The organism is Sphingopyxis sp. (assembly GCF_035998905.1).
In the GTDB taxonomy this organism is placed as follows: Bacteria; Pseudomonadota; Alphaproteobacteria; order Sphingomonadales; family Sphingomonadaceae; genus Sphingopyxis.
In genome coordinates, this window is record NZ_DASYHG010000009.1 from 157,061 (window position 1) to 182,724 (window position 25,664).

25 protein-coding genes and 1 pseudogene are annotated in these 25,664 nt (G+C 66.2%); 15 read left to right on the forward strand and 11 right to left on the reverse strand.

What is annotated here, in order from left to right; translation table 11 throughout:
- Window positions 1-63: 63 nt before the first annotated feature.
- Window positions 64-1,596: a hypothetical protein gene (locus tag VGN62_RS03090; RefSeq protein WP_327451060.1), complete on the forward strand. Its 1,533-nt coding sequence runs from the start codon at window positions 64-66 to the stop codon at window positions 1,594-1,596.
- A gap of 6 nt (window positions 1,597-1,602) precedes the next feature.
- Here VGN62_RS03090 and VGN62_RS03095 read toward each other — a convergent pair whose 3' ends face one another.
- Genes VGN62_RS03095 through VGN62_RS03105 form a run of 3 tightly spaced genes read right to left on the reverse strand, consistent with a single transcriptional unit; the run spans window position 1,603 to window position 3,862 of the window.
- Entirely contained in the window at window positions 1,603-2,361 is a 759-nt protein-coding gene (locus VGN62_RS03095) for an isocitrate lyase/phosphoenolpyruvate mutase family protein (RefSeq protein WP_327451062.1), read from the reverse strand.
- A complete protein-coding gene (gene ada / locus VGN62_RS03100) occupies window positions 2,361-3,395 on the reverse strand; it encodes a bifunctional DNA-binding transcriptional regulator/O6-methylguanine-DNA methyltransferase Ada (protein ID WP_327451064.1) in 1,035 nt (344 codons plus the stop codon). Before ada ends, VGN62_RS03095 begins: the two co-directional genes overlap by 1 nt.
- Window positions 3,392-3,862, reverse strand: a complete 471-nt coding sequence (locus tag VGN62_RS03105; protein WP_327451066.1) for a DUF1203 domain-containing protein — start codon at window positions 3,860-3,862, stop codon at window positions 3,392-3,394. The genes ada and VGN62_RS03105 overlap by 4 nt, the downstream gene beginning before the upstream one ends.
- 163 nt (window positions 3,863-4,025) lie before the next feature.
- Here VGN62_RS03105 and VGN62_RS03110 point away from each other — a divergent pair, with 163 nt between their 5' ends.
- Window positions 4,026-4,847, forward strand: coding sequence for a DUF2306 domain-containing protein (locus tag VGN62_RS03110; RefSeq protein ID WP_327451068.1), 822 nt, complete (start codon window positions 4,026-4,028; stop codon window positions 4,845-4,847).
- A gap of 40 nt (window positions 4,848-4,887) precedes the next feature.
- Window positions 4,888-6,441, forward strand: a complete 1,554-nt coding sequence (locus VGN62_RS03115) for a serine protease (protein ID WP_327451070.1) — start codon at window positions 4,888-4,890, stop codon at window positions 6,439-6,441.
- A gap of 30 nt (window positions 6,442-6,471) precedes the next feature.
- Here VGN62_RS03115 and VGN62_RS03120 read toward each other — a convergent pair whose 3' ends face one another.
- Both VGN62_RS03120 and VGN62_RS03125 read right to left on the reverse strand, forming a co-directional pair.
- A complete protein-coding gene (locus tag VGN62_RS03120) occupies window positions 6,472-7,275 on the reverse strand; it encodes an alpha/beta hydrolase (protein ID WP_327451072.1) in 804 nt (267 codons plus the stop codon).
- Window positions 7,272-7,949 carry a dienelactone hydrolase family protein gene (locus tag VGN62_RS03125; protein WP_327451074.1) on the reverse strand — a complete coding sequence of 226 codons (678 nt, stop codon included), beginning with the start codon at window positions 7,947-7,949 and terminating at the stop codon, window positions 7,272-7,274. Before VGN62_RS03125 ends, VGN62_RS03120 begins: the two co-directional genes overlap by 4 nt.
- 283 nt (window positions 7,950-8,232) lie before the next feature.
- On the opposite strand from VGN62_RS03125, the gene VGN62_RS03130 reads away from it, so the two are divergent.
- The 6 genes from VGN62_RS03130 to VGN62_RS03155 all read left to right on the forward strand — a co-directional run bounded on the left by VGN62_RS03130 (window position 8,233) and on the right by VGN62_RS03155 (window position 14,848).
- Window positions 8,233-8,799 carry a F0F1 ATP synthase subunit delta gene (locus VGN62_RS03130; protein ID WP_327451076.1) on the forward strand — a complete coding sequence of 189 codons (567 nt, stop codon included), beginning with the start codon at window positions 8,233-8,235 and terminating at the stop codon, window positions 8,797-8,799.
- Between the two features lie 3 nt (window positions 8,800-8,802).
- The gene (gene atpA, locus VGN62_RS03135; protein ID WP_327451078.1) at window positions 8,803-10,332 is read left to right on the forward strand and encodes a F0F1 ATP synthase subunit alpha; all 1,530 of its coding nucleotides are present in this window, start codon (window positions 8,803-8,805) and stop codon (window positions 10,330-10,332) included.
- A 57-nt stretch (window positions 10,333-10,389) separates the two neighbouring features.
- Entirely contained in the window at window positions 10,390-11,265 is an 876-nt protein-coding gene (locus VGN62_RS03140) for a F0F1 ATP synthase subunit gamma (protein ID WP_327451080.1), read from the forward strand.
- A gap of 57 nt (window positions 11,266-11,322) precedes the next feature.
- Entirely contained in the window at window positions 11,323-12,858 is a 1,536-nt protein-coding gene (atpD, locus tag VGN62_RS03145; RefSeq protein ID WP_225940784.1) for a F0F1 ATP synthase subunit beta, read from the forward strand.
- A gap of 45 nt (window positions 12,859-12,903) precedes the next feature.
- Window positions 12,904-13,161 (forward strand): ATP synthase F1 subunit epsilon, encoded by a 258-nt coding sequence (locus VGN62_RS03150; protein ID WP_327451085.1) that lies wholly within the window; start codon window positions 12,904-12,906, stop codon window positions 13,159-13,161.
- Between the two features lie 190 nt (window positions 13,162-13,351).
- Complete coding sequence (locus VGN62_RS03155; protein ID WP_327451087.1) at window positions 13,352-14,848, forward strand: CpaF family protein; 1,497 nt, start codon at window positions 13,352-13,354, stop codon at window positions 14,846-14,848.
- 3 nt (window positions 14,849-14,851) lie between these two features.
- On the opposite strand, the gene VGN62_RS03160 is transcribed toward VGN62_RS03155, so the two are convergent.
- Window positions 14,852-15,040 (reverse strand): hypothetical protein, encoded by a 189-nt coding sequence (locus tag VGN62_RS03160; protein WP_327451089.1) that lies wholly within the window; start codon window positions 15,038-15,040, stop codon window positions 14,852-14,854.
- 79 nt (window positions 15,041-15,119) lie between these two features.
- Between VGN62_RS03160 and VGN62_RS03165 the strand changes: the two genes are divergently transcribed.
- Together VGN62_RS03165 and aat are read left to right on the forward strand one after the other, a co-directional pair.
- Window positions 15,120-15,959, forward strand: coding sequence for a class I SAM-dependent methyltransferase (locus tag VGN62_RS03165; protein WP_327451091.1), 840 nt, complete (start codon window positions 15,120-15,122; stop codon window positions 15,957-15,959).
- On the forward strand, window positions 15,956-16,747 hold the full coding sequence (gene aat / locus VGN62_RS03170; RefSeq protein ID WP_327451354.1) for a leucyl/phenylalanyl-tRNA--protein transferase: 792 nt from the start codon (window positions 15,956-15,958) through the stop codon (window positions 16,745-16,747). Before VGN62_RS03165 ends, aat begins: the two co-directional genes overlap by 4 nt.
- A gap of 35 nt (window positions 16,748-16,782) precedes the next feature.
- Here aat and VGN62_RS03175 read toward each other — a convergent pair.
- The 4 genes and pseudogenes from VGN62_RS03175 to VGN62_RS03190 all read right to left on the reverse strand — a co-directional run.
- Window positions 16,783-17,019, reverse strand: a pseudogene (locus VGN62_RS03175) (DUF2155 domain-containing protein); the annotation flags it as partial.
- A gap of 176 nt (window positions 17,020-17,195) precedes the next feature.
- Entirely contained in the window at window positions 17,196-17,582 is a 387-nt protein-coding gene (locus tag VGN62_RS03180; RefSeq protein ID WP_327451093.1) for an NADH:ubiquinone oxidoreductase subunit NDUFA12, read from the reverse strand.
- Between the two features lie 60 nt (window positions 17,583-17,642).
- Window positions 17,643-18,104, reverse strand: a complete 462-nt coding sequence (locus VGN62_RS03185; protein ID WP_327451095.1) for a DUF192 domain-containing protein — start codon at window positions 18,102-18,104, stop codon at window positions 17,643-17,645.
- A gap of 32 nt (window positions 18,105-18,136) precedes the next feature.
- A complete protein-coding gene (locus VGN62_RS03190) occupies window positions 18,137-18,709 on the reverse strand; it encodes a regulatory protein RecX (RefSeq protein WP_327451097.1) in 573 nt (190 codons plus the stop codon).
- Window positions 18,710-18,889: 180 nt separating this feature from the next.
- Between VGN62_RS03190 and VGN62_RS03195 the strand changes: the two genes are divergently transcribed.
- The 3 genes from VGN62_RS03195 (at window position 18,890) to VGN62_RS03205 (ending at window position 23,886) form a co-directional block, all read left to right on the forward strand.
- Window positions 18,890-20,641 (forward strand): fatty acyl-AMP ligase, encoded by a 1,752-nt coding sequence (locus VGN62_RS03195; protein ID WP_327451099.1) that lies wholly within the window; start codon window positions 18,890-18,892, stop codon window positions 20,639-20,641.
- A gap of 109 nt (window positions 20,642-20,750) precedes the next feature.
- Window positions 20,751-23,105, forward strand: coding sequence for a putative bifunctional diguanylate cyclase/phosphodiesterase (locus tag VGN62_RS03200; protein WP_327451101.1), 2,355 nt, complete (start codon window positions 20,751-20,753; stop codon window positions 23,103-23,105).
- A gap of 196 nt (window positions 23,106-23,301) precedes the next feature.
- Window positions 23,302-23,886: a CHAP domain-containing protein gene (locus tag VGN62_RS03205; protein ID WP_327451103.1), complete on the forward strand. Its 585-nt coding sequence runs from the start codon at window positions 23,302-23,304 to the stop codon at window positions 23,884-23,886.
- Between the two features lie 88 nt (window positions 23,887-23,974).
- On the opposite strand, the gene VGN62_RS03210 is transcribed toward VGN62_RS03205, so the two are convergent.
- Window positions 23,975-24,256 carry a DUF3297 family protein gene (locus VGN62_RS03210; RefSeq protein WP_327451105.1) on the reverse strand — a complete coding sequence of 94 codons (282 nt, stop codon included), beginning with the start codon at window positions 24,254-24,256 and terminating at the stop codon, window positions 23,975-23,977.
- A 431-nt stretch (window positions 24,257-24,687) separates the two neighbouring features.
- Between VGN62_RS03210 and VGN62_RS03215 the strand changes: the two genes are divergently transcribed.
- Entirely contained in the window at window positions 24,688-25,656 is a 969-nt protein-coding gene (locus VGN62_RS03215) for a hypothetical protein (protein WP_327451107.1), read from the forward strand.
- The last annotated feature ends 8 nt before the right edge of the window (window positions 25,657-25,664 follow it).

Consider the following 25,664-nt stretch of genomic DNA (forward strand, 5'->3'; position numbering starts at 1 on the left):
GCTTTACAGCCCCGCGGCGCGCTGGCAGCAAGTCGGGAGATGCCAACCGGGGGGAGCGGCGGGATGCACGGGGTTCGCGTAACGATATTCGCGGCGGCGCTCGCCGCGCTGGCGACACCGGCCGAGGCCAAATGGCTGCGCGCCGACACCGAAAGTTTCATTATCTACAGCGAGGGCAACGAGAAATCGCTGCGCACCTTCGCCGAAAATCTCCAGCGGTTCGACGCGACACTGCGTGTGCGGTTCGGCCTCGCCGAAGCGCAGGAACCGAACCGACTGGTCATTTACCTCGTGCCGCGCGCGGTGGATGCCGGGCGGCTGATGACGGGCAAGAGCGGTTCGTCGATCGCCGGCTGGTACAGCCCCGCGCCCGACGGCAGCTTCGCGATCTCGCACCGCGAAAATGTCGTGATCAAGGGAACACCGCAGTCGCAGCAAACGCTGTTCCACGAATATAGCCACCATTTCATGAAGCGGTACGCCGCCGCCGCCTTTCCCGCCTGGTTCATCGAGGGGTTCGCCGAATATTATTCGACCGTCGATTTCACCAAGGAAGGCCGGGCGGAGATCGGCAAGCCGGTCTATGCGCGCGCCTTCGGCCTCCTGACCATGCCCAAGGTTCCGGCCGAAAGGCTGTTGCTCCAGCGGCCTGGCGAGATGCGCAATTCGGGCCAGACCGACGTCTATTATGGCCGCTCGTGGCTGCTCACCCACATGCTCTACAACGATCCGGCGCGCGCCGGGCAGCTTCCGCGCTATATCGAGGCGATCAACCGCGGCGAGGATATGAAAAAGGCGGCGACCGATGCGTTCGGCGACCTCGCCGAGCTCGACAAGGAGCTCAACCGCTACATGAACAAGCCGATGACCTTCCGCACCTCGGCCGAACCGATCGCGGTTCCGGGCAAGGTCAGCGTCACCGCGCTGTCGGCGGCCGATGATGCGCTTCTGCAACTCCGCCTCGAGCGGATCAGCGCGGGAAGCGACGATGCGCGGCTGTCGGCGGTTCGCGACGAGTTGAAGGCATTGAGCGCGGTGCATGGCGGCGATGCCGGGCTGTGGTTCGAACTGGCGAGCACCGAATGGGGGTTCGACGACGACAAGCGCGATATCGCGGCGGCGCGCGCCGCGGTCGACAAGGCGCTGGCGATCGACCCCAAACATGTCCGCGCGAACGTGCTGCTCGGCCGGATCATGACCGCCGAGGTCGAGGCGAAGGCCGACCCGAAGGCAGAGGACTGGAACGCGGTGCGCAAGCCGATCGCGCTCGCCAACCGCACCAACCCCGACGACCCGGTCCCGCTCGCCGCCTATTTCAAGAGTTTCCTCGATCAGGGCCGGGTTCCGCCGCCGATCGCGATCGAGGGTCTCGGCCGCGCCTTCCTGCTGGCGCCCGAAAATATCGGCGTCCGTGTCAGCTATGCCTTCGCGCTCGCCAACGGCGGCAAATATGACGAGGCGCTGACACTGGCGAAAGCGGTCGCCTTCGACCCGCACGACGGCGGACAGGGCGAGCAATTGCTCGCGCAGCTCGAAAAGATGCGCGAGCGAAGCAACGGACGGGCGGCGGCCGCCGAAGCCGCGACGGACGACTGATCGCGCTCAATAATCGGGCTCTTCGCCCCCCAGAACCTGGCTTGCCTGCCCGCTGAGCCATGCCATCGCCGCCGCCCACGGCTGGTGGCCATGGCTGATCCGCGCAACGCCGAGCGCGGCGAGTTCCTTGTGCGTCGGACCGCCCTTGCCGCGCAGGATGTTGACCGGCAGCGGCGAGGCGTCGCAGATCGCGCCGATGCATTTGGGATCGAGCAGGAAGGGCACGAACAGCGACCCCGCGCCCGCGTCGGCATAGGCGCGCGCGCGTTCGAGCGTCGCGGCGACGAGCGCTTCGCCGTCCTTCGCCGCATCGGCGCCGCGGAAGGTGTCGCAGCGCACGTTGACGAATATCCCCGTATCGGTTGCGGCGCGATAGCGCGCGACGGCGTCGGCAACCGGCAGCAGGTCGGCCTCACCGGGCAGCCGGTCCTCCATGTTGATCCCCGCCGCACCCGCTACCCTGGCCCGGCCGACCGAAACCCCGACCGCCGCCGGGTCGGCGCCATAGCCCGACTCCATGTCGATCGTCACGGGCAGGTCGGTGACCGAGAGGATGCGGCTCAGATTCTCGAACACATCCTCAAGCGGGAAATCCTCGCCATCGGCGCGCCCCTGCGCGCCGGCTACGCCGAAGCTGCCCGTCGCGATCGCCTTCGCGCCCGCCGCGGCGACCGCCTTCGCGCTCCCCGCATCCCAGATATTGACGAGGATCAGCGGGTCGCCGGGGACATGCAGCGCGCGAAATTCAGCAACCTTGTCGGACATCAGAAACTCTCCCGCTTGAGCAATTCTTCCTTGATCGGCAGGCCATAGGCATAGCCGCCGAGCGATCCGTCGCTGCGTACCACACGATGGCACGGAATGAGTACCGCGACATTGTTCGCGCCATTGGCGCTCCCTGCCGCACGCACCGCATTGGGCCGTCCGACCGCGGCGGCGATATCCGAATAGCTGCGCGTTTCGCCTGCAGGTATTTTCCGGAGCTCGCGCCACACAGCTTCCTGAAAGGCGGTGCCCTTCACATCGATCGGGATATGATCGAAGCCGTCGACCGGCGCCTCGACCGCCGCGACCACCTGCTCGAGCAGCGCCGAAAATTCATCGCCGCCCTCGACCAGATCGGCGGCCGGAAACCGCTCTTCGAGCGCCTCGCGCCCCTCGTCGAACGACAGACGGCACACGCCCTTGGCCGTCGCGGCGACGAGCATGTCGCCGAGGCTCGTCGGCACCACCGCCCAATGGATCGTCGCGCCCTTGCCGCCGTTCACCCACGCCGAAGCCGTCATACCCATGCGTCCCTCCATATTCTCATAGAAACGCGACGGCCCCGAAAAGCCCGCGTCGTAAATCGCGTCGGTCACCCTTGCGCCTTCACTCAAAGCCTGCCGCGCGCGCTCCTCGCGCAGGGCGCGGGCATAGGCGGCGGGCGAGAGGCCGGTGTGGCGGGTGAAGACGCGCTGGAAATGCGTCGGCGAATAGCCGGTGCGCGCGGCGAGGTCGGCGAGCGCGAGCGGCTCCTCGCTCGCCTTGATCGCCGCGATCGCCGCAAGCACCGCACCCTCGTCGCGCGCGACATCGTCGGGCAGGCAGCGCTTGCATGGACGAAGGCCCGCTTCGCGCGCGCTGGCACCGTCGGCGAAGAAGCGCACATTGTCGCGATGCGGATGCCGCGCCGCGCAGCTCGGCCGGCAATAGATGCCGGTGGTGAGCACCCCGGTCACGAAGCGTCCGTCGAGCGCGCGGTCGCGGCGCAGTACCGCCGCCCAGCGATCGTCGTCGGTCATCAGGTCGGCGCTCATGGCTCATCCCTTTCGATCCGCGCGGCGAAACAGCCATAGGCGGCGTTGTGGGCATCGATATAGGCAATGCCCGGGTCAGCGAACAGGTCGCGGATGGCACCATCGGCCTCGCCCGGCCCCGCGAGCCGCGCGGTTCGCAGCATGGCGTCGCCATCGAATGCGCGGAGTGCAAGTGCGCGGCCCTCGAACACCGGGGGCAATTCGTCGCGATAGCGCGCCGCCGCGACACCGGGCCGCACATAGATGGCATAGGCGCTGCGATACGGCGTTTCGACATCGTGGCTGGTGTGATGGAGCAGGATCAGCTCCTCGCCCGCCTTCGCATCTTCCAGGCTGATACGGCATGGGAAGCCGCGATCGGCGGTGGCAGTCACGCGCCGCGCGTTGACCGTAGCCAGCTCGGCATCGCCCATCGCGAACAAGGGGGTGAAATGATCGGGGCTGAGCCCGCTAATCATATAGGTCATAAAACATCCTTTCTCGGCTGTCCGACCTTCTTTGCCACGCCGCGATTCGTACCGCGTCCCGATGCTTGCGTTCAAAGCACAGGCCCATGGTGTATTACTGTATTATATCATTGACTCACTAACACGAAAGGCGCACGATCCGGCCGGAAACGGAGGGTGGGCCATGGCCAGTATCGACGCATCGATCGCACCGGCGAGGCCCGCGCGCCGCACCGACTGGCTCGGGCGCAGCGCGACCTTCTGCTATCTCGCGATCGCGGCGGGACAATTGCTCTTCATCGCCTTCATCCTGCTCTATTATTACCCCCCGACGCTGACCGGCAATTTCGCGGACTGGAACCGGAAGCCGATCATTACCGGCTTCGTCGCGGGCGACACCGCGGGCAATCTCTTCTTCGCGGTGCATGTGCTGATGGCGGCGGTGATCACCTTCGGCGGCCTCGTCCAGCTCGTCCCGGCGATCCGGAGCCGCTGGCCCGCGGCGCATCGCTGGAACGGCCGGCTCTATCTGGTCAGCGCGCTGACCCTCGCGCTCGGCGGGTTGTGGATGACGTGGGGTCGCGGTACCTGGCTGAACTATGTCGGTGCGATCGGTATCACGCTCGACGCCCTGCTGATCGTCCTTTTCGCGGGCCTCGCCTGGCGCGCCGCGCGCTCCCACCGCTTCGCCGACCACCGCCGTTGGGCGATCCGCCTGTTCGCGGTGGCGAGCGCGGTGTGGTTCATGCGCGTCGGCTATATGGCGTGGGGCCTCGCGACCGGCGGCGCGGGGATCGGCAAGGCGATGGACGGGCCGTTCGACCTCTTCCTCGCCTTCGCCAATTCGCTGCTCCCGCTCGCGGTCGCCGAACTCTATCTGCGCGCCGGCGCGCGCGGCACCCCGCTCGCGCGGCAAGCCACCGCGGCGCTGCTCGGCGCCAGCAGCCTCGTCATCCTTGCGGGCAGCGCCGGCGCGTGGATGGTGATGTGGGGCCCCTATATCTAGGCCGCTTGCCTTCGCTTCCCGGCTGGCTAGTGTGCGCGCCATGACCCGCCTCCTCTCCCTGCTGCTCGCCCTCCTTACCCTCACCCTGACGCCCACGGCGCCCGCCCGCGCCGCCGACGACATCAGCGCCGCGTCGCGCAGCGTCGTGCGCGTCGTCACCGTCGCGATGGTCGACGGCGAAGTCGTCGGCTTCGGCCATGGCAGCGGCATCGCGATTTCACCGACGCGGATCGTCACCAACGCGCATGTCGTCGAATCGGCGGTCCAGTACCCCGGCAACGTCGCGCTCGGCGTCGTCCCGTCGGAAGGGAAAAAGAGTTTCGCGGGCAAGCTGATCGCGATCGACACCGCGCGCGACCTCGCGCTGATCGAGATCACCGAGGGGCGGCTGCCCGCCGCGGCGGTCTACACCGGCCCGCTCGATTCGGGCGCCGACGTCGTCGCGCTGGGCTATCCCGGCAACGTCGACCTTGCGACCGCGCGCAGCGCCAACGACTATATCACTCCGCGCACGCCGACACGCAGCGAAGGCAATATGTCGAACATGCAGGCGGTCGACGGGGTCGCGATGCTGATCCACACCGCCAAGATCTCGCGCGGCAATTCGGGCGGCCCGCTCGTCGACCAGTGCGGGCGCATCGTCGGCATCAACACCGCGATCACCCGCGCCGACGATGGCGATTCGCCTTTCGCCTTCGCGATCGCGGGGCGCGAGCTCACGCGCTTCCTCGCCGACGCCGACCAGCAATATGGCAGCATCGGCACCCCGTGCCTGTCGCTCGCCGAAGCCGATGCGCGCGACCGCGCCGCGATCGACGCCGAAGCGCGCGCGAGCGCCGAGGCCAATGCCGCGAAGGAAGCCGCCGCCAAGCTCGACCGCGAGTTGAAGCAGGCGCGCGCCGAGGAAGAGGCGCTCGCCTCACGCGAAAACCGCATCGCGCTCGCCGGGGTGCTCTTCGTGATCGGCGCGCTCGCGGCCGGGGCCGGGCTGCTTTTCTACAACCAGAAGAACCTCCGCAACGCGAAGATCGCGGGCGGCGCGGGCGCAGTGCTGATGCTCGGAGCGGCGGTGCTGTTCGTCACCCGCCCCGACGCGCACGCCGAGGTCGACAAGGAGGCCGCTGCCGTTCCCGCGACCGACGCGCCGAAACTCGCCGAGGGCAGCTTCCTCTGCACGATCCGCCCCGACCGCAGCCGCATCACCGTGTCGGCGACGACCGATGTCCCGATCACGATCGGCAAGGGCGGCTGCGTCAACGGCCGCACGCAATATACGCGCGCAGCCGACGACCGCTGGCAGCGCATCCTCGTCCCCAATGAAGAAGCGACTGTCATTGTCGCCTCGATCGATTCGACCGGGCGCGACTATCGCGTCGAACGCTATCTGCTCGATGCCGAAACGATGACCAAGGCGCGCGAGACGCGCGCCGCGATCACGCTCAAGAGCTGCACCGCCAACCCCGACGAACTCGCGGGCCTCGCGGCGCAGCAGGACGCGATTCGCAGCGCGCTTCCCGCCAGCCCCAACGAACGCCTCGTCTATCGCTGCCAGCCGGCGAGCGGCGCGGCGGTCAAGCCGGCGGCCGCGCCCTGAGCGGGTAGCCCGGACGATCCTGAAGATCGGTCAGTCGGGCAGGCGACCCGCCCAGTCGGCGATCAGCCCCTGCGCCGTATCGCTATACGCCAGTTCATGCCCGGCGCCGGGTACGATCGTCAGCGTCGAGCGGGGGCGTGCGGCGTGGAGCCGCCGCGCATTGGCGAGCGAAACCACATTGTCGCGGTCGCCGTGCAGAATGAGCACATCGCCGTCGACCGCTCCGATCTTTTTCGCATTCGCGAACCGGTCGCGCACCAGCCAGCGAACCGGCAGCCAGGGGACATGGGCGCCGGCGACATCGGGCAGGCTGGAAAAGCCCGATACAAGGATCAGCGCCGCAACAGGATGACGCGTCGCCATTTCGGTCGCGGGGCCCGATCCGATCGAGTTTCCGACGAGGATCGTCTGCGATGCCGCCACTCCCTCGCTCGCCAGCCAGCGTATCGCGGCCTCGCCATCGCGATAGAAACCCGCCTCGCCGGGCGATCCCGGATTGCCGCCATAACCGCGATATTCGACGAGCAGCACGCCGTTGCCATCGGCGGCGAGGCCCCGCATCGCTTCGGCCGCGCCCGCCAGACTATCGCCGTTGCCATGAAAGAAGATGATCGTGCGCCGGCCCGGCTGCGCGGCGCGGTAAAGCGCCTTCAGCCTTAACCCGTCCGAGGTTTCGGTATGGACGATCCGGTAGCCGGGCAGCGATCCGCGAGGATAGTCGCGCGGCGCCGGGTAGAAGATATTCTGCTGGTTGAAATAGAGCACCGCGCCCGCGGCGGCGGCAAGGGCAGCAATGACCAACAGTCCGAACAGGACCACCCGAACGACCGTCACCCCCCGCACGCCCTGAACAGCATCAGCGTGCGTTCGCGCGCGAGTTCGCTCGACGCCTCGTGATAGTCCTTGCGCCGATCGCTGTTGAAGCCGTGGTTCGCGTCATAGACGAAGACCTGCGCGGTTGGGTGATCCTTGGCGATCAGCGCCTCGACCCCCTCCATCGGGATGCCCGCGTCATAGCGGCCGAAATGGGCGATCGTGGCGCACCCGGGCGCCTGATCGGCGAACTGGGTCGGAACGAGGCTGCCGTAATAGGCCGAGGATGCGGCAAGGTCGGGGCTGATCTGCGCCATCCGCCACGCGACCGAACCGCCATAGCAATAGCCGGTGATGAAGACGGGCCCCTTCGCCTTGAGCGCATCGATGCACGTCTGCGCATCCTTCAGGCTCTGCCCGAAAGGATGCAGTTCGCGCGCCAGCTCGACCGCGCGCTCGAACTGCGGCCCCGAATAGTCGCTTTCGAATCCCGGATGCTCGCGGTCGAACAGCGCGGGCGCCAGCACCTCATAACCGTCGGCGGCATATTCGTCGCAAAGCTCGCGGATATGGTCGGTGACCCCGAAGATTTCCTGGATCAGGACGAGGCCGCCGCGCCGGCCGCCTTCCGGCTGCGCGTGATAGACGGCGATTTCGGCGCCATCGTCCATCGTCATCCGGATCATCTCGCCCATGCACTTACCCCTCTTCCGTTCGGACTGAGCCTGTCGAAGTCCCGTTCTTCTTTCCCGCGACCTTTGAAGAAAGAACGGCCCTTCGACAAGCTCAGAGCCTGCCCCCGCGAAGGCGGGGGGCGAACGGGTTCGGGAAGGCGGTCAGAAGACTCCCACCCCCGCCTTGCATTGCAGCAAAATCGTTGCTAGGCGCGCCGCGACTTCGCGTGGGGGGCATTCGTCGAATATCCCCGAAAAGAGCGCGACCCATCCCCCACGGGATCGTAGAAAAGGACTTTCACGCGTGGAGAATTCCGGCGGCATTCAGGGCAACATCACGGCGGGCCTCGCGGGCCGTTATGCGGTCGCGCTGTTCGATCTGGCCCGCGAATCGAACGCGATCGACGCGGTCGCCAAGAGCCTTGCGACGCTCAGGACGGGTCTCGCCGATTCGGCCGACCTGTCGGCGCTGATCGCCAGCCCGGTCGTCGGCCGCACCGACGCCGCGAACGCCATCGCTGCGGTCGCCAAGGCGCTGAAGCTCGATTCGCTGACCGCGAAGTTCCTCGGCGTGCTCGCCGAGAACCGCCGCCTCGCCGATCTGCCCAAGATGATCGACGCCTTCGACGCGATCGTCGCCGATCACCGCGGCGAAGTGACCGCGAAGGTCACCAGCGCGCACCCGCTTTCGGCCGCGCAGCTCAAGGAGCTGACCGCGAACCTCAAATCCCGTGTCGGGCGCGACGTCACCGTCGCGGCGACCGTCGATCCCGCCATCCTCGGCGGCCTCGTCGTCCAGCTGGGCAGCCAGCTGATCGATGGCAGCATCCGTACCCGTCTCAATAGCTTCGCACAGGCGATGAAAGGCTAAACAATGGAAATCCGCGCCGCTGAAATCAGCAAGGTCATCAAGGACCAGATCGCCAATTTCGGGACCGACGCCACGGTCAGCGAAATCGGTTCGGTGCTCTCGGTCGGCGACGGCATCGCCCGCGTCCACGGCCTCGACAACGTCCAGGCCGGTGAAATGGTCGAATTCGCCAACGGCGTGAAGGGCATGGCGCTCAACCTCGAAGCCGACAACGTCGGCATCGTGATCTTCGGCTCGGACAGCGAGATCAAGGAAGGCGACACCGTCAAGCGCACCGGCACGATCGTCGACGTCCCCGTCGGCAAGGGCCTGCTCGGCCGCGTCGTCGATGGCCTCGGCAATCCGATCGACGGCAAGGGCCCGATCAAGGCCGACAAGCGCATGCGCGTCGAAGTGAAGGCGCCGGGCATCATCCCGCGCACCTCGGTGCATGAACCCGTCCAGACCGGCCTCAAGGCGCTCGACGCGCTCGTCCCCGTCGGCCGCGGCCAGCGCGAACTGATCATCGGTGACCGTCAGACCGGCAAGACCGCCGTCGCGATCGACACCTTCATCAACCAGAAGCAGGCGAACGCCGGCACCGACGAATCGAAGAAGCTCTATTGCATCTACGTCGCCGTCGGCCAGAAGCGTTCGACCGTCGCGCAGATCGTGCGTCAGCTCGAAGAAAATGGCGCGATGGAATATTCGATCGTCGTCGCCGCGACCGCGTCGGAACCCGCTCCGCTGCAGTATCTCGCGCCCTATGCCGGCGTGACGATGGGCGAATATTTCCGCGACAACGGCATGCACGCCGTCATCGTCTATGACGATCTGTCGAAGCAGGCCGTCGCTTACCGCCAGATGTCGCTGCTGCTGCGCCGCCCGCCGGGCCGCGAAGCTTACCCCGGCGACGTCTTCTATCTCCACAGCCGCCTTCTCGAGCGCGCCGCGAAGATGAACAGCGACAATGGTTCGGGCTCGCTCACCGCGCTTCCGATCATCGAAACGCAGGCGGGCGACGTTTCGGCGTACATCCCGACCAACGTGATTTCGATCACCGACGGCCAGATCTTCCTCGAAACCAACCTGTTCAACGCCGGTATCCGCCCTGCCATTAACGTGGGTCTGTCGGTGTCGCGCGTCGGCTCGGCCGCGCAGACCAAGGCGATGAAGAAGGTGTCGGGCTCGATCAAGCTCGAGCTCGCGCAGTATCGCGAAATGGAAGCCTTCGCGCAGTTCGGTTCGGACCTCGACGCGTCGACGCAGAAGCTGCTGAACCGCGGCGCGCGCCTGACGCAGCTGCTGAAGCAGCCGCAGTTCCAGCCGATGCCGTTCGAAGAGCAGACCGCGTCGATCTTCGCCGGTACCAACGGCTATCTCGACAATGTCGCCACGACCGACGTGTCGCGCTACGAACAGGCGATGCTCGCCTATCTGCGCAGCGACCATGGCGATGTGCTGAAGACGATCCGCGACACCAAGGACCTTGGCGACGACGCCAAGAAGGGTCTGGTCGCGGCGCTCGACGCCTTCGCCAAGATTTTCGCGTAAGCCAAGTTACCGTGAGCCCGGCCACCTGTGCCGGGCTGACGAACAAGAGGGGCCGTAATGGCATCGCTTAAGGAACTCAAAGGGCGCATCGTCTCGGTCAAATCGACCCAGAAGATCACCAAGGCCAAGAAAATGGTCGCCGCCGCCAAGCTTCGCAAGGCGCAGGCCGCGGCCGAAGCCGCGCGTCCCTATGCCGAACGTCTCGAAGGCGTCGTCGCGAGCCTCGCGTCGAAGGTCGGCGCATCGGATTCGGCACCGAAGCTGCTTTCGGGAACCGGCAAGAGCGACACGCACCTGCTCGTCGTGCTCAACAGCGACCGCGGCCTTGCGGGCGCATTCAACTCGAACATCGTCAAGGCGGCGCGCGACAAGGCGCTCGAACTGCAGGCCGAAGGCAAGAAGGTCATCTTCTACCTGATCGGCCGCAAGGGCCGTCCGGTCATCGGACGCCTGTTCGCGGGCCAGATCGTCGAACTCTACGAGACGACGGGCATCCGCGACATCGGCTTCGAGCAGGCGCACGAGGTTTCGGCCAAGGTCATGGAGCTTTACGAAGCCGGTGCCTTCGACGTCGCGCATCTCTTCTATTCGAAGTTCCGTTCGGCGCTCCTGCAGGAAGCGACCGGCCAGCAGCTGATCCCCGTTCCCGCGCCCGTCGACGTTCCGGCATCGAGCGGCGCCGCGGTCGAATATGAGCCCGACGAGGAAGCAATCCTCGCCGACCTGCTCCCGCGCAACATCACGATCCAGATCTTCAAGGGCCTCCTTGAAAACGCCGCGTCCGAACAGGGCGCGTCGATGACCGCGATGGACAATGCGACGCGCAACGCGGGCGACCTGATCAACAAGCTGACCATCGTTTACAACCGCACGCGTCAGGCGGCGATCACGACCGAACTCATCGAAATTATTGCTGGCGCGGAAGCGCTGTAGCTCCGCGAAGAAACGGGCGCCGAAGCGCTCTAATCGATCAACCCAAGGAAGAAGACCATGGCTACCGCTCCCGCTGAAAAGAAGGCTCCTGCCAAGAAGGCCGCCGCGCCCAAGGCTGCTGCGCCGAAGAAGGCTGCCGCTCCCAAGGCTGCAAGCACCGGCACCGCCACGGGCCGCATCGCACAGGTCATCGGCGCCGTCGTCGACGTCCAGTTCACCGGCCAGCTCCCCGCGATTCTGAACGCGCTCGAAACCGACAACAACGGCAACCGCCTTGTCCTCGAAGTCGCGCAGCACCTCGGCGAGAACACCGTCCGCACGATCGCGATGGACGCGACCGACGGCCTGACCCGCGGCCAGCCCGTCGTCGACACCGGCGCGCAGATCTCGGTCCCCGTCGGCCCGCAGACGCTCGGCCGCATCCTCAACGTCATCGGCGACCCGATCGACGAACGCGGCCCGGTCAACGCCACCGCGACCGCGCCGATCCACGCCAAGGCCCCCGAATTCGTCGACCAGTCGACCGAAACGAGCATCCTCGTCACCGGCATCAAGGTCATCGACCTGATCGCGCCTTACGCAAAGGGCGGCAAGATCGGCCTGTTCGGCGGCGCGGGCGTCGGCAAGACCGTGCTCATCCAGGAACTGATCAACAACATCGCCAAGGGCCATGGTGGTACGTCGGTGTTCGCGGGCGTCGGTGAACGCACCCGCGAAGGCAACGACCTGTATCACGAGTTCCTCGACGCCGGCGTTATCGCCAAGGACAAGGACGGCAACCCGACCCCCGAAGGTTCGAAGGTTGCGCTCGTGTTCGGCCAGATGAACGAACCCCCGGGCGCCCGCGCTCGCGTCGCGCTCTCGGGCCTGACGATCGCCGAATATTTCCGCGACCAGGAAGGCCAGGACGTGCTCTTCTTCGTCGACAACATCTTCCGCTTCACCCAGGCGGGTTCGGAAGTGTCGGCACTGCTCGGCCGTATTCCTTCGGCCGTGGGCTACCAGCCGACGCTGTCGACCGACATGGGCGCGCTGCAGGAACGCATCACCTCGACGAACAAGGGCTCGATCACCTCGGTGCAGGCCATCTATGTTCCCGCGGATGACTTGACCGACCCCGCGCCGGCAACCTCGTTCGCCCACTTGGACGCGACGACGACGCTGAACCGTGCGATTTCGGAACTCGGCATCTATCCGGCGGTCGATCCGCTCGACTCGACCTCGCGCGTTCTGACCGCCGCGATCGTCGGGCAGGAGCATTACGAGACTGCCCGCCGCGTTCAGGAAACGCTCCAGAAGTATAAGTCGCTTCAGGACATCATCGCGATTCTCGGCATGGACGAGCTTTCGGAAGAAGATAAGCTGGTCGTCGCCCGCGCGCGCAAGATCCAGCGCTTCCTGTCGCAGCCGTTCCACGTCGCCGAAGTCTTCACCAACATCCCCGGCAAGTTCGTGGCGATCGAAGACACGGTGAAGTCGTTCAAGGCGGTGGTCGATGGCGAATATGACCATCTGCCCGAAGCGGCCTTCTACATGGTCGGCGGCATCGACGAAGCGGTCGCCAAGGCCGCGAAGCTCGCCGAAGACGCGTAACAAACCTACGCCCCTCCCCGTGCGGGAGGGGTTTAAGGACATATCATGGCTCTGAAGTTCGAACTCGTCACTCCCGCCCGCCTCGAGCGGACCGCCGACGTCCATATGGTCACCGTCCCGGGGACCGAGGGCGATTTCTCGGTGCTCGAAGGCCATGCGCCGTTCATGGCGACGCTGCGCAATGGCCCGCTGACCATCTATGCGACGGCGGGCGCCGAACCCGAGGTGATCGAGGTCGAGGGCGGCTTTGCCGAGGTCAACGAGGCCGGCCTGACCGTCCTCGCCGAGCATATCGCCGGCTGATCATTCCGCCCTTCGCGGCCGATCAAAAAGCCCGCATCCCCATCGGATGCGGGCTTTTTTTGTGCCCGCTCGACAATCGCCCCGGCGCATTAGGACAATGTCAAAGTTTCCGATTTATTCACCGTGTCGGATGGGGGTTCGTCTGCCACGGCCGGCGATGCTCCCGAAGATATGGAAGCAGGATAAACCGATGAGTGCATTCGGACGCCGACCCGGAACCGCTGGCCGCCCCGCCTTTGGCGTCGCGAAGCCGATGCAGACTGGCCCCGGCGTGCCCGGCGGCGCGCAATTCCCGTCCATCGACACCCCGCCGCCCGCCGACATTCCGCAGATGCCGTCGAACCTGTCGCCCGAAGAAGAGGCAATGGAGCGGCTGAACCAGCGCTCGACCGCCGAAATGGCCGAGCCCGAAAAGGCACAAGGGTTTGAAGCGTCGGTCCACAAGATCAAGGAACAGGTGCTGCCGCGCCTGCTCGAACGCGTCGACCCCGAGGCCGCGGCGACGCTGTCGAAGGACGAGCTGACCGAGGAATTCCGCCCGATCATCCTCGAAGTGCTCGCCGAGCTTCGCATCACCTTGAACCGCCGCGAACAGTTCGCGCTCGAAAAGGTGCTCGTCGACGAACTGCTCGGCTTCGGCCCGCTCGAAGAACTTTTGTCCGACCCCGATATTTCGGACATCATGGTCAATGGCCCGTACCAGACCTATATCGAAAAGAAGGGCCAACTGGTCATCGCGCCGATCCAGTTCCGCGACGAACAGCATCTGTTCCAGATCGCGCAGCGCATCTGCAACATGGTCGGCCGCCGCGTCGACCAGACCACCCCGCTCGCCGACGCCCGTTTGAAGGACGGCAGCCGTGTCAACGTGATCGTCCCGCCGCTATCCTTGCGCGGTACCGCGATCTCGATTCGTAAATTCTCGGCCAAGCCGATCACGCTCGACATGCTCTGCCAATGGGGCGCGATGAGCCAGAAGATGTGCACCGCGCTCAAGATCGCCGGCGCCAGCCGTTTCAACATCGTCATCTCGGGCGGTACGGGTTCGGGTAAAACCACCATGCTCAACGCGCTGTCGAAGATGATCGACCCCGGGGAACGCGTGCTGACGATCGAGGACGCCGCCGAACTTCGCCTGCAGCAGCCGCACTGGCTGCCGCTCGAAACGCGCCCCGCGAACCTCGAAGGCAATGGCGCGATTCACATGGGCGACCTCGTGAAGAACGCCCTGCGTATGCGTCCCGACCGCATCATCATGGGCGAAGTCCGCGGCGCGGAGTGTTTCGACCTCCTCGCCGCGATGAACACGGGTCACGACGGGTCGATGTGTACGCTCCACTCGAACAGCCCGCGCGAGTGCCTCGGCCGTATGGAAAATATGGTCCTCATGGGCGACATCAAGATCCCGAAGGAAGCGATCTCGAAGCAGATCGCCGATTCGGTCGACCTGATCGTCCAGATCAAGCGCCTGCGCGACGGTTCGCGCCGCGTCACCAACGTCACCGAGGTGATCGGGATGGAAGGCGACGTCATCGTCACCCAGGAACTCTTCAAGTTCGAATATCTCGACGAGGACAAGGACGGCAAGATCGTCGGCGAATATCGCGCGATGGGCCTGCGCCCCTATACGCTCGAAAAGGCGCGCCAATACGGCTTCGACCAGCCCTATCTCGAAGCCTGCCTGTAAGCGCTAGCGGCCGCCCAGCCAGAACGCCGTCGCGAACAGCGCGACGGCGGCCGACGCGAGTGCGATCCCGCGCCACGGCATGAAACCGACCTGTTCGACGTCGCGCCGGTTGTTGCGGCGCCAGTTGGCAATCTCGGCGATCCCGAACAGCGCCGCGGCCGCAATCCCGACCGACAGCATCGACACTTGCATTGCCGCGCATCCCTTCGCAAACAGGGCCTTCCCCCAGTCTCCGCAAAGGAGACAAATCCCTGCGCAGAGAGGTGTCCATATGCGTGTCCTATCGATTGTTGCAAGTACCGCCGCCCTGATTGCCGTTCCCGCCGCCGCGATGCAGCATGACGGCCACGCCGGACACCACGCCCCCGCCGCGCACAAGGGGCATGAAGCGATCGCCGCCGCGGTCGCCGCACCCACCCGCACCCCCGCCAACCTTGCCCGCGACCCATATCGCCACCCCGCCGAAACGCTTGCCTTTTTCGGCGTGAAGCCCGGCGATACGGTGGTCGAGCTGTGGCCCGGCGGCGGCTGGTACACCGAAATCCTCGCACCGCTCGCCAAATCGGGCGGCGGTACGCTCTACGCCGCTGCGCCGTGGGAACGCGGCCTGAACAAGGTCAAGGAATGGCAGGGCGTCAAGCCCGATCTTTATGGCGCGGTGAAGCTCGCCGAATTTCCCAACGCAGGAACCAACCCCAAGGTCCCCGATGGCAGCGCCGACGTCGTGCTGACCTTTCGCAACGTCCACAACTGGCGGTCGGGCGGCGCCGAAAGCACCGCGAACGCCTTCCGGCAAATCTATGCGATGCTCAAACCCGGCGGCACGCTTGGCGTCGCCGAGCACCGGCTGAACGAAAAGGACGACAGCGCGAAGGAAGAGAAATCGGGCTATCTGAAGGAAAGCACGGTCATCGCGCTTGCCGAAGCCGCGGGCTTCAAGCTCGCCGGCCGCAGCGAGATCAACGCCAACCCGAAAGACACCAAGGATTATCCCAAGGGCGTCTGGACGCTGCCGCCGTCGCTGACCGAAGGCGACAAGGACCGCGAAAAATATCTGGCGATCGGCGAATCGGACCGCATGACGCTGAAATTCGTGAAGCCAGCAAACTGAAGCACTTCGAGTCCATCGACCCGGCGCTACTTTTAAGCGCCTATGCGCAGGGCATTTTCCCGATGGCCGACGGGGTGGACGACCCGTCGGTCCATTGGGTTGAACCGCGGCTGCGCGCGATCCTGCCCTTGGATGGCTTTCACCTCTCACACAGCCTGAAAAAGGTGATCGTGGCGGACCGCTTCCGCGTGACGACCGACACCGCCTTCGCCGATATGGTCGCGCTGTGCGCCGAGCCCGCCGACGACCGGCCGACGACGTGGATCAATCCCGTTATCCGCGCGAGCTACGACCGGTTGTTCCAGCTCGGCCACGCGCACAGCGTCGAATGCTGGCTCGATGGCGAACTCGCAGGCGGACTTTATGGCGTGACCCTCGGCCGCGCCTTTTTCGGCGAATCGATGGTCAGCCGCGCACGCGACGCATCGAAGGTCGCGCTCGCGCACCTCGTCGCGCGGCTGGTCGCCGGCGGCTGGAAACTGCTCGACTGCCAGTTCATCACCCCGCACCTCGCCAGCCTCGGCGCGATCGAGATCCGCCAGGCCGACTATCTCGCGCGGCTCTATTCGGTGTTGGCGGGGGGTGAAGGCGGCGCGGCTTTGGGCGCCGGGGCCGGAACGACCGGCGGCGCCACGGGTGTCGCGGTACCCTCGCCGCCATTCGTCGCGGGCGACTGGGGTGCGCTCGACGCCTTCGGAGCGGCGGCCGCGCCCGATTTCGGCGCCGAACGCGCAACGGGTTCGCCGCCCGGATATGTCATCGCACAGCTTTTGACGAAGACGTCATAGATCGGGTGCTGGATCACGTTACGGTCGGGCCGCTCGCGGAAAATCCAGCCCGAAAAGACGCGGTACCATTTGTCGTCGCGCTGGTCCTGCACCGTCAACTGCACGAATGCACCCGTCTCGGGCGGATCTTCCCACGGCGCCGTCTGCTCGCACGCGCGCAGCCGCACGATCGCGCGGCCCACCCGCGCCGTATCGCCGGGCTTCATTTCGAGATCGCGGACGAGGCCGTTGCGCTTGTTGAGCAAGCCGACGACGGCGACGCGATCGGCCATCGGCGTCGCGCCTTCGATGCCGCCGACTTCCTGCGGCACGCGTTCGGATTTGGCGATCTGCGGCGCCTTGTCGCTGCCGCCCGCCTTGGTCGCTTGGGTCCGGTCGCAGGCGCCGAGCGAGACGGCGGCGATCGCCGCCAGTCCCAGCGTCGCGGTCAGCCTTTGCACCGCAGCGCTCACTCGGCGCCGGGCCGCCAGGCCTCATAATCGCCCGTCGCGGCGGCGCGGCGACCGCCGCGTTCGAGCGCGCCGGCGGGGCGGTAGGCGCCCGTGCTGCCGGTCAGGTTCGCCGTCGGCTCCTTCTCCCACGCGCGCGGCGCGGGGAGCACGTCGGTCGGCAGTTCGTCGAGCGTACCATGCAGCCAGCCGTGCCATTCGGGCGGCACACGGCTTGCATCATTCGATCCATTATAGATCACCCAGCGGCGGCTGCCCTTTTTCGCACGGAAATAGCGGTTGCCGAGACTGTCCTCGCCCACCTTCTCGCCGGTGCTCCAGCTGTTCAGCAACGTGCCGACGGTCGCGCCGTCCCACCAGGTGAAAATCTTGCCCAAGATGCTCATGGCGTGGCGTTTACAGGCAAGGGTGCAAAGTCCGCAAGCCGCAAACCACGCGGACGGGCGCTATTTTCCATCTTTCCACGTCACCTTCGCCGTCTCGTCGATACCGAGCCGCGCCGCGGTGCCGCCCGCAAGCTCGAGCACCGCCGAAACCTCGCCGCCGCTGACCACCGGCTCGAGCGATTCGGGGATGGTGTTTTCGGCGATCCGGTCGATGCTGCCGTCGGCGCGGATGAAGATCATATCGAGCGGGATCAGCGTGTTCTTCATCCAGAAGCTGCCGATCCGCGGCTTTTGGAACGGAAAGATCATCCCGCCATCGGCGGGCAGGCTGGTGCGGAACATCAGCCCGCGGTCCTGTTCCTCGTCGGTGCGCGCGACTTCGACGTTGAAGACATGCGCCTTGCCCGCCGCGGAGATCGTCACCGGGATCGTCGCGGCGCTCGCTTCCTCGCTGGCATCGCGGCTGCACGCCGCCATCGGCAGCGCGAGCGACAGTGCAAGGGCGGTAAAAATGGCGCGCATCGGCAAATCCTTATCCCGTGAATTTGCCGGACCTAATCGAGCCCCGCTTCGTCGTCCAGCGCCGCCAGCGCCGCCTCGTCCCCCGGCGGGACGGCAAGGATGCGGCGCGCGATCGTCATGCTGTGCCCCGCGCGCAGAAAGGCGGCGATTTGCCGCTCGCGCAGCTTCGGATCGTCGCTCGCGCGCGTCGCAAACGGCCCGAACCGCCGCCGCCGCGCGAATCCCACTGCTGCCGCCACCGCAGCGCCCTCAGCCGTCTCGATCGCCTCGCCGCTGTCTTGCTCGGCGATTCCGTCGACATAAAGCTGCGCCTTGACCCGCCGCACCCCCAGCCCGCGCCGCGTCATCGCTCCCGCGCGCATCGCGGCATATTGGCGGTCGTCGAGGTAGCGCAATTTCTCCATCCGGTCGGCGATCGCCTCGCACGCCGTCATGGCGTCACCTTCATCTATCCATTCGGATTCGCGGACTTTTCGGGACAGATAGCGCGTCAGCTTGGCGCGGCTCGTCGCGAATCGCGCCACATAGGCGAGCGCCAGTTCGTCGAGTTTCGCTGCGCCGAGCGGCCTTTTCGATCGGTCGGGGTGAGCGCGATGCTTGGGCATATGCCATGTTTGTGCCACAGTCGGGCCTGATTGAGAACGATCAACACCGCCATATCCGGCCATAACGCCCGGAAATGGGCGATTGTTCTAACAACACAGGGCTCGCGCACGGTAACCATGGCTCAAAAAGATGACATGCTTGTTGCCGCGCGGCCCGTTTCGCGGGATGTCGCACCCCCTATGACCGATCTCACTGCTACCGAGGCCGACGCGCTGGCGTCGACGCCGACCTTCTGCGCCCAGCCGCGCCGCTTTTCGGACTTCGCCACCGTCGGCGAAGCGCTCGATTATGCCGCAAAGGGCACGCGCGGGCTCAATTTCCACGATCCGCGCGGGAAGCTCGTGCGCCCCTATCCGTACAGCGAGCTCAAGGCCGACGCTTTGGCGACCGCCTATCGCCTGATCGCGGCGGGCGTGAAGCCCGGCGACCGCATCGCGCTGATCGCCGAAACGGGCGCCGAATTCGCCGCGCTCTTCTTCGGCACGATCTACGCGGGCGCCTGGCCGGTGCCGCTGCCGCTGCCGACAAGCTTCGGCGGCCGCGACTCCTATGTCGGCCAGCTCGTCGTCCAGCTGTCGAGCTGCGATCCGACGATGCTCTTTTTCCCCCCCGAAATCGCCGCGATGGCGGTCGAAGCGGCCGAGAAGGAAGGCGTCAAACCCGTCAACTGGAGCGAATTTGAGCAGAATGCGGCGCCGGTCGCCGCGCTGCCCGAGCAGAAATCGGACGAGACCTGCTATCTTCAGTACAGCAGCGGCTCGACGCGCTTCCCGCACGGCGTCGCGGTCACACACGCCGCGCTGCTCAACAATCTCGCGGCGCACAGCCATGGCATGGAAGTGCGCGACAGCGACCGCTGCATTTCGTGGCTGCCGTGGTATCACGACATGGGCCTCGTCGGCTGCCTGCTCTCGCCCGTCGCCAACCAGGTGTCGGTCGATTATCTCAAGACCGAGGATTTTGCCCGCCGTCCGCTCGCGTGGCTCGACCTGATCAGCCGCAACGAGGGCACGACGCTCAGCTATTCGCCGACCTTCGGCTACGACATCTGCGCGCGCCGCGTGTCGAGCCAGACGCATGTCGCCGACCGCTTCGACCTGTCGCGCTGGCGCGTCGCGGGCAATGGCGCCGACATGATCCGCCCCGATGTGATGCAGAGCTTCGTCGACGCCTTCGCCGACGCGGGCTTCAAGGCGAGCGCCTTCCTGCCGAGCTATGGCCTCGCCGAAGCGACGCTCGCGGTCAGCATCATGCCGCCGGGCGAAGGCATCGTCGTCGAACTGGTCGAGGAAACCGAATTGTCGGGCGCCGCGAATGATTCGGGCCGTCCGACGCGCTATCGCGCGATCGTCAATTGCGGCCGTGCCGCGCGCGACATGGTCATCGAGGTCCGCGACGAAGCGGGCAATGCCCTCCCCGACCAGACCGTCGGCAAGGTGTGGTGCACCGGCCCGTCGCTGATGACCGGCTATTTCCGCGACCCCGAATCGACCGCCGCCTGCATGAAGGACGGCTGGCTCGACACCGGCGATATGGGTTATTTGTCAGATGGTTACATCTATATCGTTGGCCGCGCCAAGGACATGATCATCATCAACGGCAAGAACCACTGGCCGCAGGATATCGAATGGGCGGTGGAGCAGCTCCCCGGGTTCAAGTCGGGCGACATCGCGGCCTTCGCGATCACCGCGCCCGGCGGCGAGGAAACCCCCGCGGTTCTCGTCCAGTGCCGCACCAGCGACGAGGCCGAACGCCTCGCGCTGCGCGAGACGATTCGCGACCGCGTCCGCGCGATCACCGGCATGAATTGCCTGATCGAACTGATCCCGCCGCGCACCTTGCCGCGCACCAGTTCGGGCAAGCTCAGCCGGTCGAAAGCCCGCGCGCAATATCTGGCCGGGGAAATTCAGCCTTTCGCAATGGCGGCCTGACCAACCCCCTGAACAATCAGGTCGATTTTGTCCCGCCGGGATACAAAAAAGCGTGCGCTGGCGGGCGGATAGTTACCTTCGGGTAACCCCCGCACGCTAAACGGGGCGGGTGAAAAGCCTGCTGACCGACCCGATTGCTGCCGAAGTCATTCCTGCGCGAACCCTGTTGGGGCTGGGGGCGCGAAACGAAGACATCGGCGACCTCCGCCAGCTCCAGCTCGCGCCGCTTCGCGGCCGCGGGTCGCTGCGCCTGTTGATGGGCCTCGGCATGGCGCTCGTCGCCGCCTTCACGATGATCCACAGCGTGCCGCTGCCGGTCGCCGGCGGCTGGTTCGGCTGCGCGCTGATCTTTTGCCTGTGGTCGTACAGCAAGTTCCGGAACCTGCCGCTCGGGGACCCCAAATTGTCGGGGATCGCTGAATATCGGCTATGTTGCCGCCACGCGCTCTATTCGGCGCTACTGTGGGGCAGCCCCTTCTGGCTGCAGGGAGCAAGCCCCGCACTCGACCATGTGCTGTCGATGTGGACGATCGCGGTGCTGATGATGGTGACGCTGGCGATCGTCGCGCACAGCGTGCCGATGGCGTGCGCGCTGTTCATCGGCCCCGTCACCCTGTCGGCGGCGGTCGCGCTCGTCCGCGCGGACGCCCCGCAACTCGCGGGGGTCGCGCTGGCCGCGGGGCTGCTGCTCTGTGCCTTCTGCGTCCGCTTCGCGCAAAGCCACATCCGCTTCCGCCGCGCCGAAGAGACGCTGCACGAAAAGACCGAAACGGTCAGCCTGCTGCTCCGCGAGTTCGAGGAAACCTCGGCCGACTGGTTGTGGCAGACCGACAACAGCCGCCGCCTCGTCCATGTTTCGCCGCGCCTCGCCTATGCGCTGGGCGGCACCGCCGAGGCGATCGAGGGGCTGCCGCTGCTCCAGGCGCTGTCGGGCGACGCATGGGAAACCGGGCTGTTTCCCAAAAGCCTGCACGACATGGCCGAACGGATGAAACGGCGCGAAAGCTTTTCGAACCTGATCGTACCCGTCACGATCGGCGGCATGCCGCGCTGGTGGGAATTGTCAGCGTCGCCGCGCCTCGACGAGGCGGGCAAGTTCCTCGGCTTCCGCGGCGTCGGTTCGGACGTCACCGAACAGCGCGCGACCGCCGAACAGATCGCCAAAATGGCGCGTTTCGACAATCTGACCGGGCTGCCCAACCGCCTCAGCCTGAACGAGGACCTCGCCCGCGCGCTCGATCATGCACTCGGCGCCAAGTCGCGCTGCGCGCTGCTGATGATCGACCTCGACCGCTTCAAGGCGGTCAACGATACATTGGGCCACCCGGTCGGCGACAAACTGCTCGCGCAGGTCGCGGCGCGGCTCAAGGGGCTGATGGAACGCGGTATGACGTGCGGCCGTCTCGGCGGCGACGAATTCGCCGTCGTGCTGCACAATGTGCCGTCGGCCGACGCCGCCGAGGAACTCGCGAAGCGGCTTATTACGACGATCAGCCGCCCCTATGTCGTCGACAATCACCAGTTGTTCGTCGGCGCCAGCATCGGCTTCGCGATCGGGCCGCAGGACGGCGCGACGGTCGAAACGCTGACCCGCAACGCCGACCTCGCGCTCTACAAATCGAAGGACCGCGGCGGCAACGTCGTCGCCGCCTATGTCGCATCATTGCACGCCCAAGCCGAGGAGCGGCGCGTGATGGAACAGGAACTGCGCGGCGCGCTCGAGCGCGGCGAGTTCGAACTCTATTACCAGCCGGTGGTCACCGCGACCGACGGCACGCTGAACGGCTTCGAGGCGCTGATCCGCTGGCACAACCAGAAGCTCGGCAATGTCTCGCCCGGCCGCTTCATCCCGCTCGCCGAGGACGCGCGCCTGATCTCGCCGATCGGCGAATGGGTGCTGCGCACCGCCTGCCACGAAGCGATGAAATGGCCGTCGAACCTGAAGGTCGCGATCAACGTCTCGGCCGACCAGCTCACCGACCCCAGCTTCGCCTCGGTCGTCGTCTCGGCGCTGGCACAGAGCGGGCTGTCGCCGCAGCGGCTCGAAATCGAGGTCACCGAAAGCGTCTTCCTGCGTGACGGCGGCGGCGCGGCGCAATTGCTCGACCAGCTCATCGGGCTCGGCATCCGCCTCAGCCTCGACGATTTCGGCACCGGCTATTCGTCGCTCGGTTACCTGCGCAAGACGCAATTCTCGACGATCAAGGTCGACCGCAGCTTCGTCGTCGGCGCCGCCAAGGGCAGCATCGAATCGATCGCGATCATCCGCGCCGTCGTCGCGCTCGCCGACAGCCTCGGCATGTCGACGACCGCCGAAGGCGCCGAAACCGAACTCGAGGTCGAAACGCTGCGCAGCTTCGGGTGCAGCAATATCCAGGGCTATTATTACGGGCGGCCGATGCCCGCGAGCGACGTGCTCACGCTGTTCCGCCGTCCCGACGATGTGGCGACCGTCGCCGCTTGACGGCGACGGAGTTCAGGCGCTCGCCGCCTGACGGCGACAAACCGAACCGCCCGCACGACGAATTGAAGGCCTTAACAAAAGGTTCCCCCATCCACCGCACCGACGGCGCAACTCGTCGCTATGCGGTTGGTGGCCCGCGCAAGGCATAGCAAAGACGCTCCAACGCTTGAAGACAAGCCATCGGGGGTCGCATTTCATGCTCTATCGTCGTTACCTGGCAGCCGCCATCGCGTCTGTGATGACCATCACTGGCTTGATCGCGAGCGTCCCGGCTATGGCCCAGGGCTATCTCCAGTGCGTCCCCTTCGCCCGCGCCGAATCGGGCGTCGAAATCCGCGGCAATGCCAAGACCTGGTGGTCGCAGGCCGCGGGCACCTACGAACGCGGCGACGAGCCGCGCAAGGGCGCCGTGATGGCGTTCGCCGGCACCGGCGGCATGCCGATGGGCCATGTCGCGGTGGTCAAGAAGATCGTCAGCGACCGCGAAATCCTGATCGACCATGCCAACTGGTCGCCGATCAACGGCCGCCGCGGCCAGATCGAGCGCAACGTCCGCGTCGTCGACGTCAGCTCGGATGGCGACTGGAGCATGGTTCGCGTCTGGTACGCCCCGATCGGCGACCTTGGCCTGCGCGCCAACCCGGTGCAGGGCTTCATCTATGCCAATGGCGAAGCGGGCACCCCGAACAAGGCCCCCAGCTTCAAGGCGCCGGTCTGGGCGCAGAACGACTGGAAACCCGGCAACGGCCTCGAATTCGTCGCCGCCTCGCTCGGCCAGTAAGCCCAAACGACATTCTGCCAGCGCATCGCGCGCAAAGAAAAGCCCCGGATCGCTCCGGGGCTTTCTTCATGCGCGGGCGCACCGGTGATTAGGCGTTGTCACCTTCGCTGGCAGCGGGGTCTTCGCCCGCCGCGCTGTCTTCGAACCAGGCTTCGACCTCACCCGACAGCTTGATCGTCATCGGCTGGCCGAACCGGTCCTTCGACTTACCCGCAGCGACGCGGATCCAGCCTTCGGAGATCGAATATTCCTCGACGTCGGTGCGCTCCTTGCCCTTGAAGCGGATTCCGATCCCGCGCTGCAGCACCTCCATGTCGAAATGGGGCGAGCGCGGATTGGTCGACATGCGGTCGGGGGGCGTATCGGTCATGAACTTGTTTCCCAAAAAATGATGGCGCGGCCCTAGCTGGATGACGCCGTGATCGTCAATCGAAAGGCGGCGCCAGAACTCACCGCCGCGGCCGGCCGCACCGCTGGCCAACCTGGCCACCCGGCGGATGCGCGGGCCGCGCCCCGTTGGCGGGCCGCGCGGGGTGGGAACGCGGTGCAGCTTCGCTCAACCGCGAAAATTGTTTCAAATAGGCACAGGCTTCCGAAGGGTAGCGCAGACAAGAAGCACAAAGTGAAAATAAATTATAGTTAACTTCAAATACCATTTTTGCATAAAATGCTTGGCTTTGCGTAATTCTATTGGTTTACAGCCCTGCCTTATTTACACTTTATCAATAAGGAAGGGAACTTATTCGCACGGCAGGAATATCCGGCTCAGGGACCAGATAACATGTACGAAGGGGATGTCTCATGCCTTTGTCCTGTCTTGAATTTCGTCCAGCCCATCTCATTCTCATCCCGGCGTGCTTCGCGCTCGCGGCCTGCGAATCGTCGGGCAGCTATCGTGTCGGCAGCGTCGGCAGCGGCGGTGCCACGGGCGCCGTCGGTCCGGCGGGCGCCACGGGGCCAGCCGGCCCGACCGGCGCCACCGGCCCCGCGGGACCTGCAGGTCCGGCCGGACCCGCGGGCAGCGGCCTTGGCCTCGGCAGCGCCGGCGCGCTCGCAGTCGGCGGCCTCGTCGGCCCCGGCGGGGTCGCGGGCACCGGGCTGCTCGCCAACACCGGCGATCCCGCTGCCACCAACCCGGTGATCGGCAACGTGCTTGTCAAGACGGGCGGCCTCGTCAATGTCATCGCCGACAAGGGCTTGCTGCTCGCGAGCGCGGTCGACGGCAAGGTGCCGGGCAATACCAACCTCGTCGGCACCGTCGTCGGCGTCGTGAAGAGCACCGGCGTCGCGCTCGTCCAGACGGGCAGCGGCCAGCAATATCTGGTCGACGGACTCGCCGCCGCTCCCGGCCAGCTCGTCACCGCGACGATCGGCAAGGCGACCGCGATCGGCAGTCCCGGCGCCTCGCCGCTGATCGGCGCGAGCATCTTGTCGCCCGGCCAGCAGAATGGCAGCCTGCTGACCGTCGGCGTCGGATCGGGCGGCCAGCTCGTCACGCTCCAGCCCGGCACCGGCGGCAACCTGCTCGGCGGCGCGACCGGCGGGCTGACGGGCGGCACGCCCGGCGGAAACCCGACCGCCACCCCGGTCACGCTTGTCAGCAACGTCGTCACCACCGCGACCGGTGCGCTTGCGCAGGTCGGCGGCGGGGTCACCGGCGGCACGCCCGGCGGCGGCACGGCGGTCGATCCCGTCACCGGCCTCGTCACCGGGGTGACCGGCACCGTCGGGGGCGTCCTCGGCGGCGTGAAGCCGAAGCGCGGCAACTGACGCTGCGC

Coding starts and splice junctions, on each gene's coding strand:
- atpD (WP_225940784.1), top strand. CDS start 11,323: ATGGCTACCGCTCCCGCTGAAAAGAAGGCTCCTGCCAAGAAGGCCGCC.
- VGN62_RS03110 (WP_327451068.1), top strand. CDS start 4,026: ATGGCCAGTATCGACGCATCGATCGCACCGGCGAGGCCCGCGCGCCGC.
- VGN62_RS03140 (WP_327451080.1), top strand. CDS start 10,390: ATGGCATCGCTTAAGGAACTCAAAGGGCGCATCGTCTCGGTCAAATCG.
- VGN62_RS03150 (WP_327451085.1), top strand. CDS start 12,904: ATGGCTCTGAAGTTCGAACTCGTCACTCCCGCCCGCCTCGAGCGGACC.
- VGN62_RS03180 (WP_327451093.1), bottom strand. CDS start 17,582: ATGAGCATCTTGGGCAAGATTTTCACCTGGTGGGACGGCGCGACCGTC.
- VGN62_RS03185 (WP_327451095.1), bottom strand. CDS start 18,104: ATGCGCGCCATTTTTACCGCCCTTGCACTGTCGCTCGCGCTGCCGATG.
- VGN62_RS03125 (WP_327451074.1), bottom strand. CDS start 7,949: ATGGGCGAGATGATCCGGATGACGATGGACGATGGCGCCGAAATCGCC.
- VGN62_RS03190 (WP_327451097.1), bottom strand. CDS start 18,709: ATGCCCAAGCATCGCGCTCACCCCGACCGATCGAAAAGGCCGCTCGGC.
- atpA (WP_327451078.1), top strand. CDS start 8,803: ATGGAAATCCGCGCCGCTGAAATCAGCAAGGTCATCAAGGACCAGATC.
- VGN62_RS03095 (WP_327451062.1), bottom strand. CDS start 2,361: ATGTCCGACAAGGTTGCTGAATTTCGCGCGCTGCATGTCCCCGGCGAC.
- ada (WP_327451064.1), bottom strand. CDS start 3,395: ATGAGCGCCGACCTGATGACCGACGACGATCGCTGGGCGGCGGTACTG.
- VGN62_RS03155 (WP_327451087.1), top strand. CDS start 13,352: ATGAGTGCATTCGGACGCCGACCCGGAACCGCTGGCCGCCCCGCCTTT.
- VGN62_RS03195 (WP_327451099.1), top strand. CDS start 18,890: ATGACCGATCTCACTGCTACCGAGGCCGACGCGCTGGCGTCGACGCCG.
- VGN62_RS03215 (WP_327451107.1), top strand. CDS start 24,688: ATGCCTTTGTCCTGTCTTGAATTTCGTCCAGCCCATCTCATTCTCATC.
- VGN62_RS03105 (WP_327451066.1), bottom strand. CDS start 3,862: ATGACCTATATGATTAGCGGGCTCAGCCCCGATCATTTCACCCCCTTG.
- VGN62_RS03165 (WP_327451091.1), top strand. CDS start 15,120: ATGCGTGTCCTATCGATTGTTGCAAGTACCGCCGCCCTGATTGCCGTT.
- VGN62_RS03210 (WP_327451105.1), bottom strand. CDS start 24,256: ATGACCGATACGCCCCCCGACCGCATGTCGACCAATCCGCGCTCGCCC.
- VGN62_RS03160 (WP_327451089.1), bottom strand. CDS start 15,040: ATGCAAGTGTCGATGCTGTCGGTCGGGATTGCGGCCGCGGCGCTGTTC.
- VGN62_RS03205 (WP_327451103.1), top strand. CDS start 23,302: ATGCTCTATCGTCGTTACCTGGCAGCCGCCATCGCGTCTGTGATGACC.
- VGN62_RS03090 (WP_327451060.1), top strand. CDS start 64: ATGCACGGGGTTCGCGTAACGATATTCGCGGCGGCGCTCGCCGCGCTG.
- VGN62_RS03115 (WP_327451070.1), top strand. CDS start 4,888: ATGACCCGCCTCCTCTCCCTGCTGCTCGCCCTCCTTACCCTCACCCTG.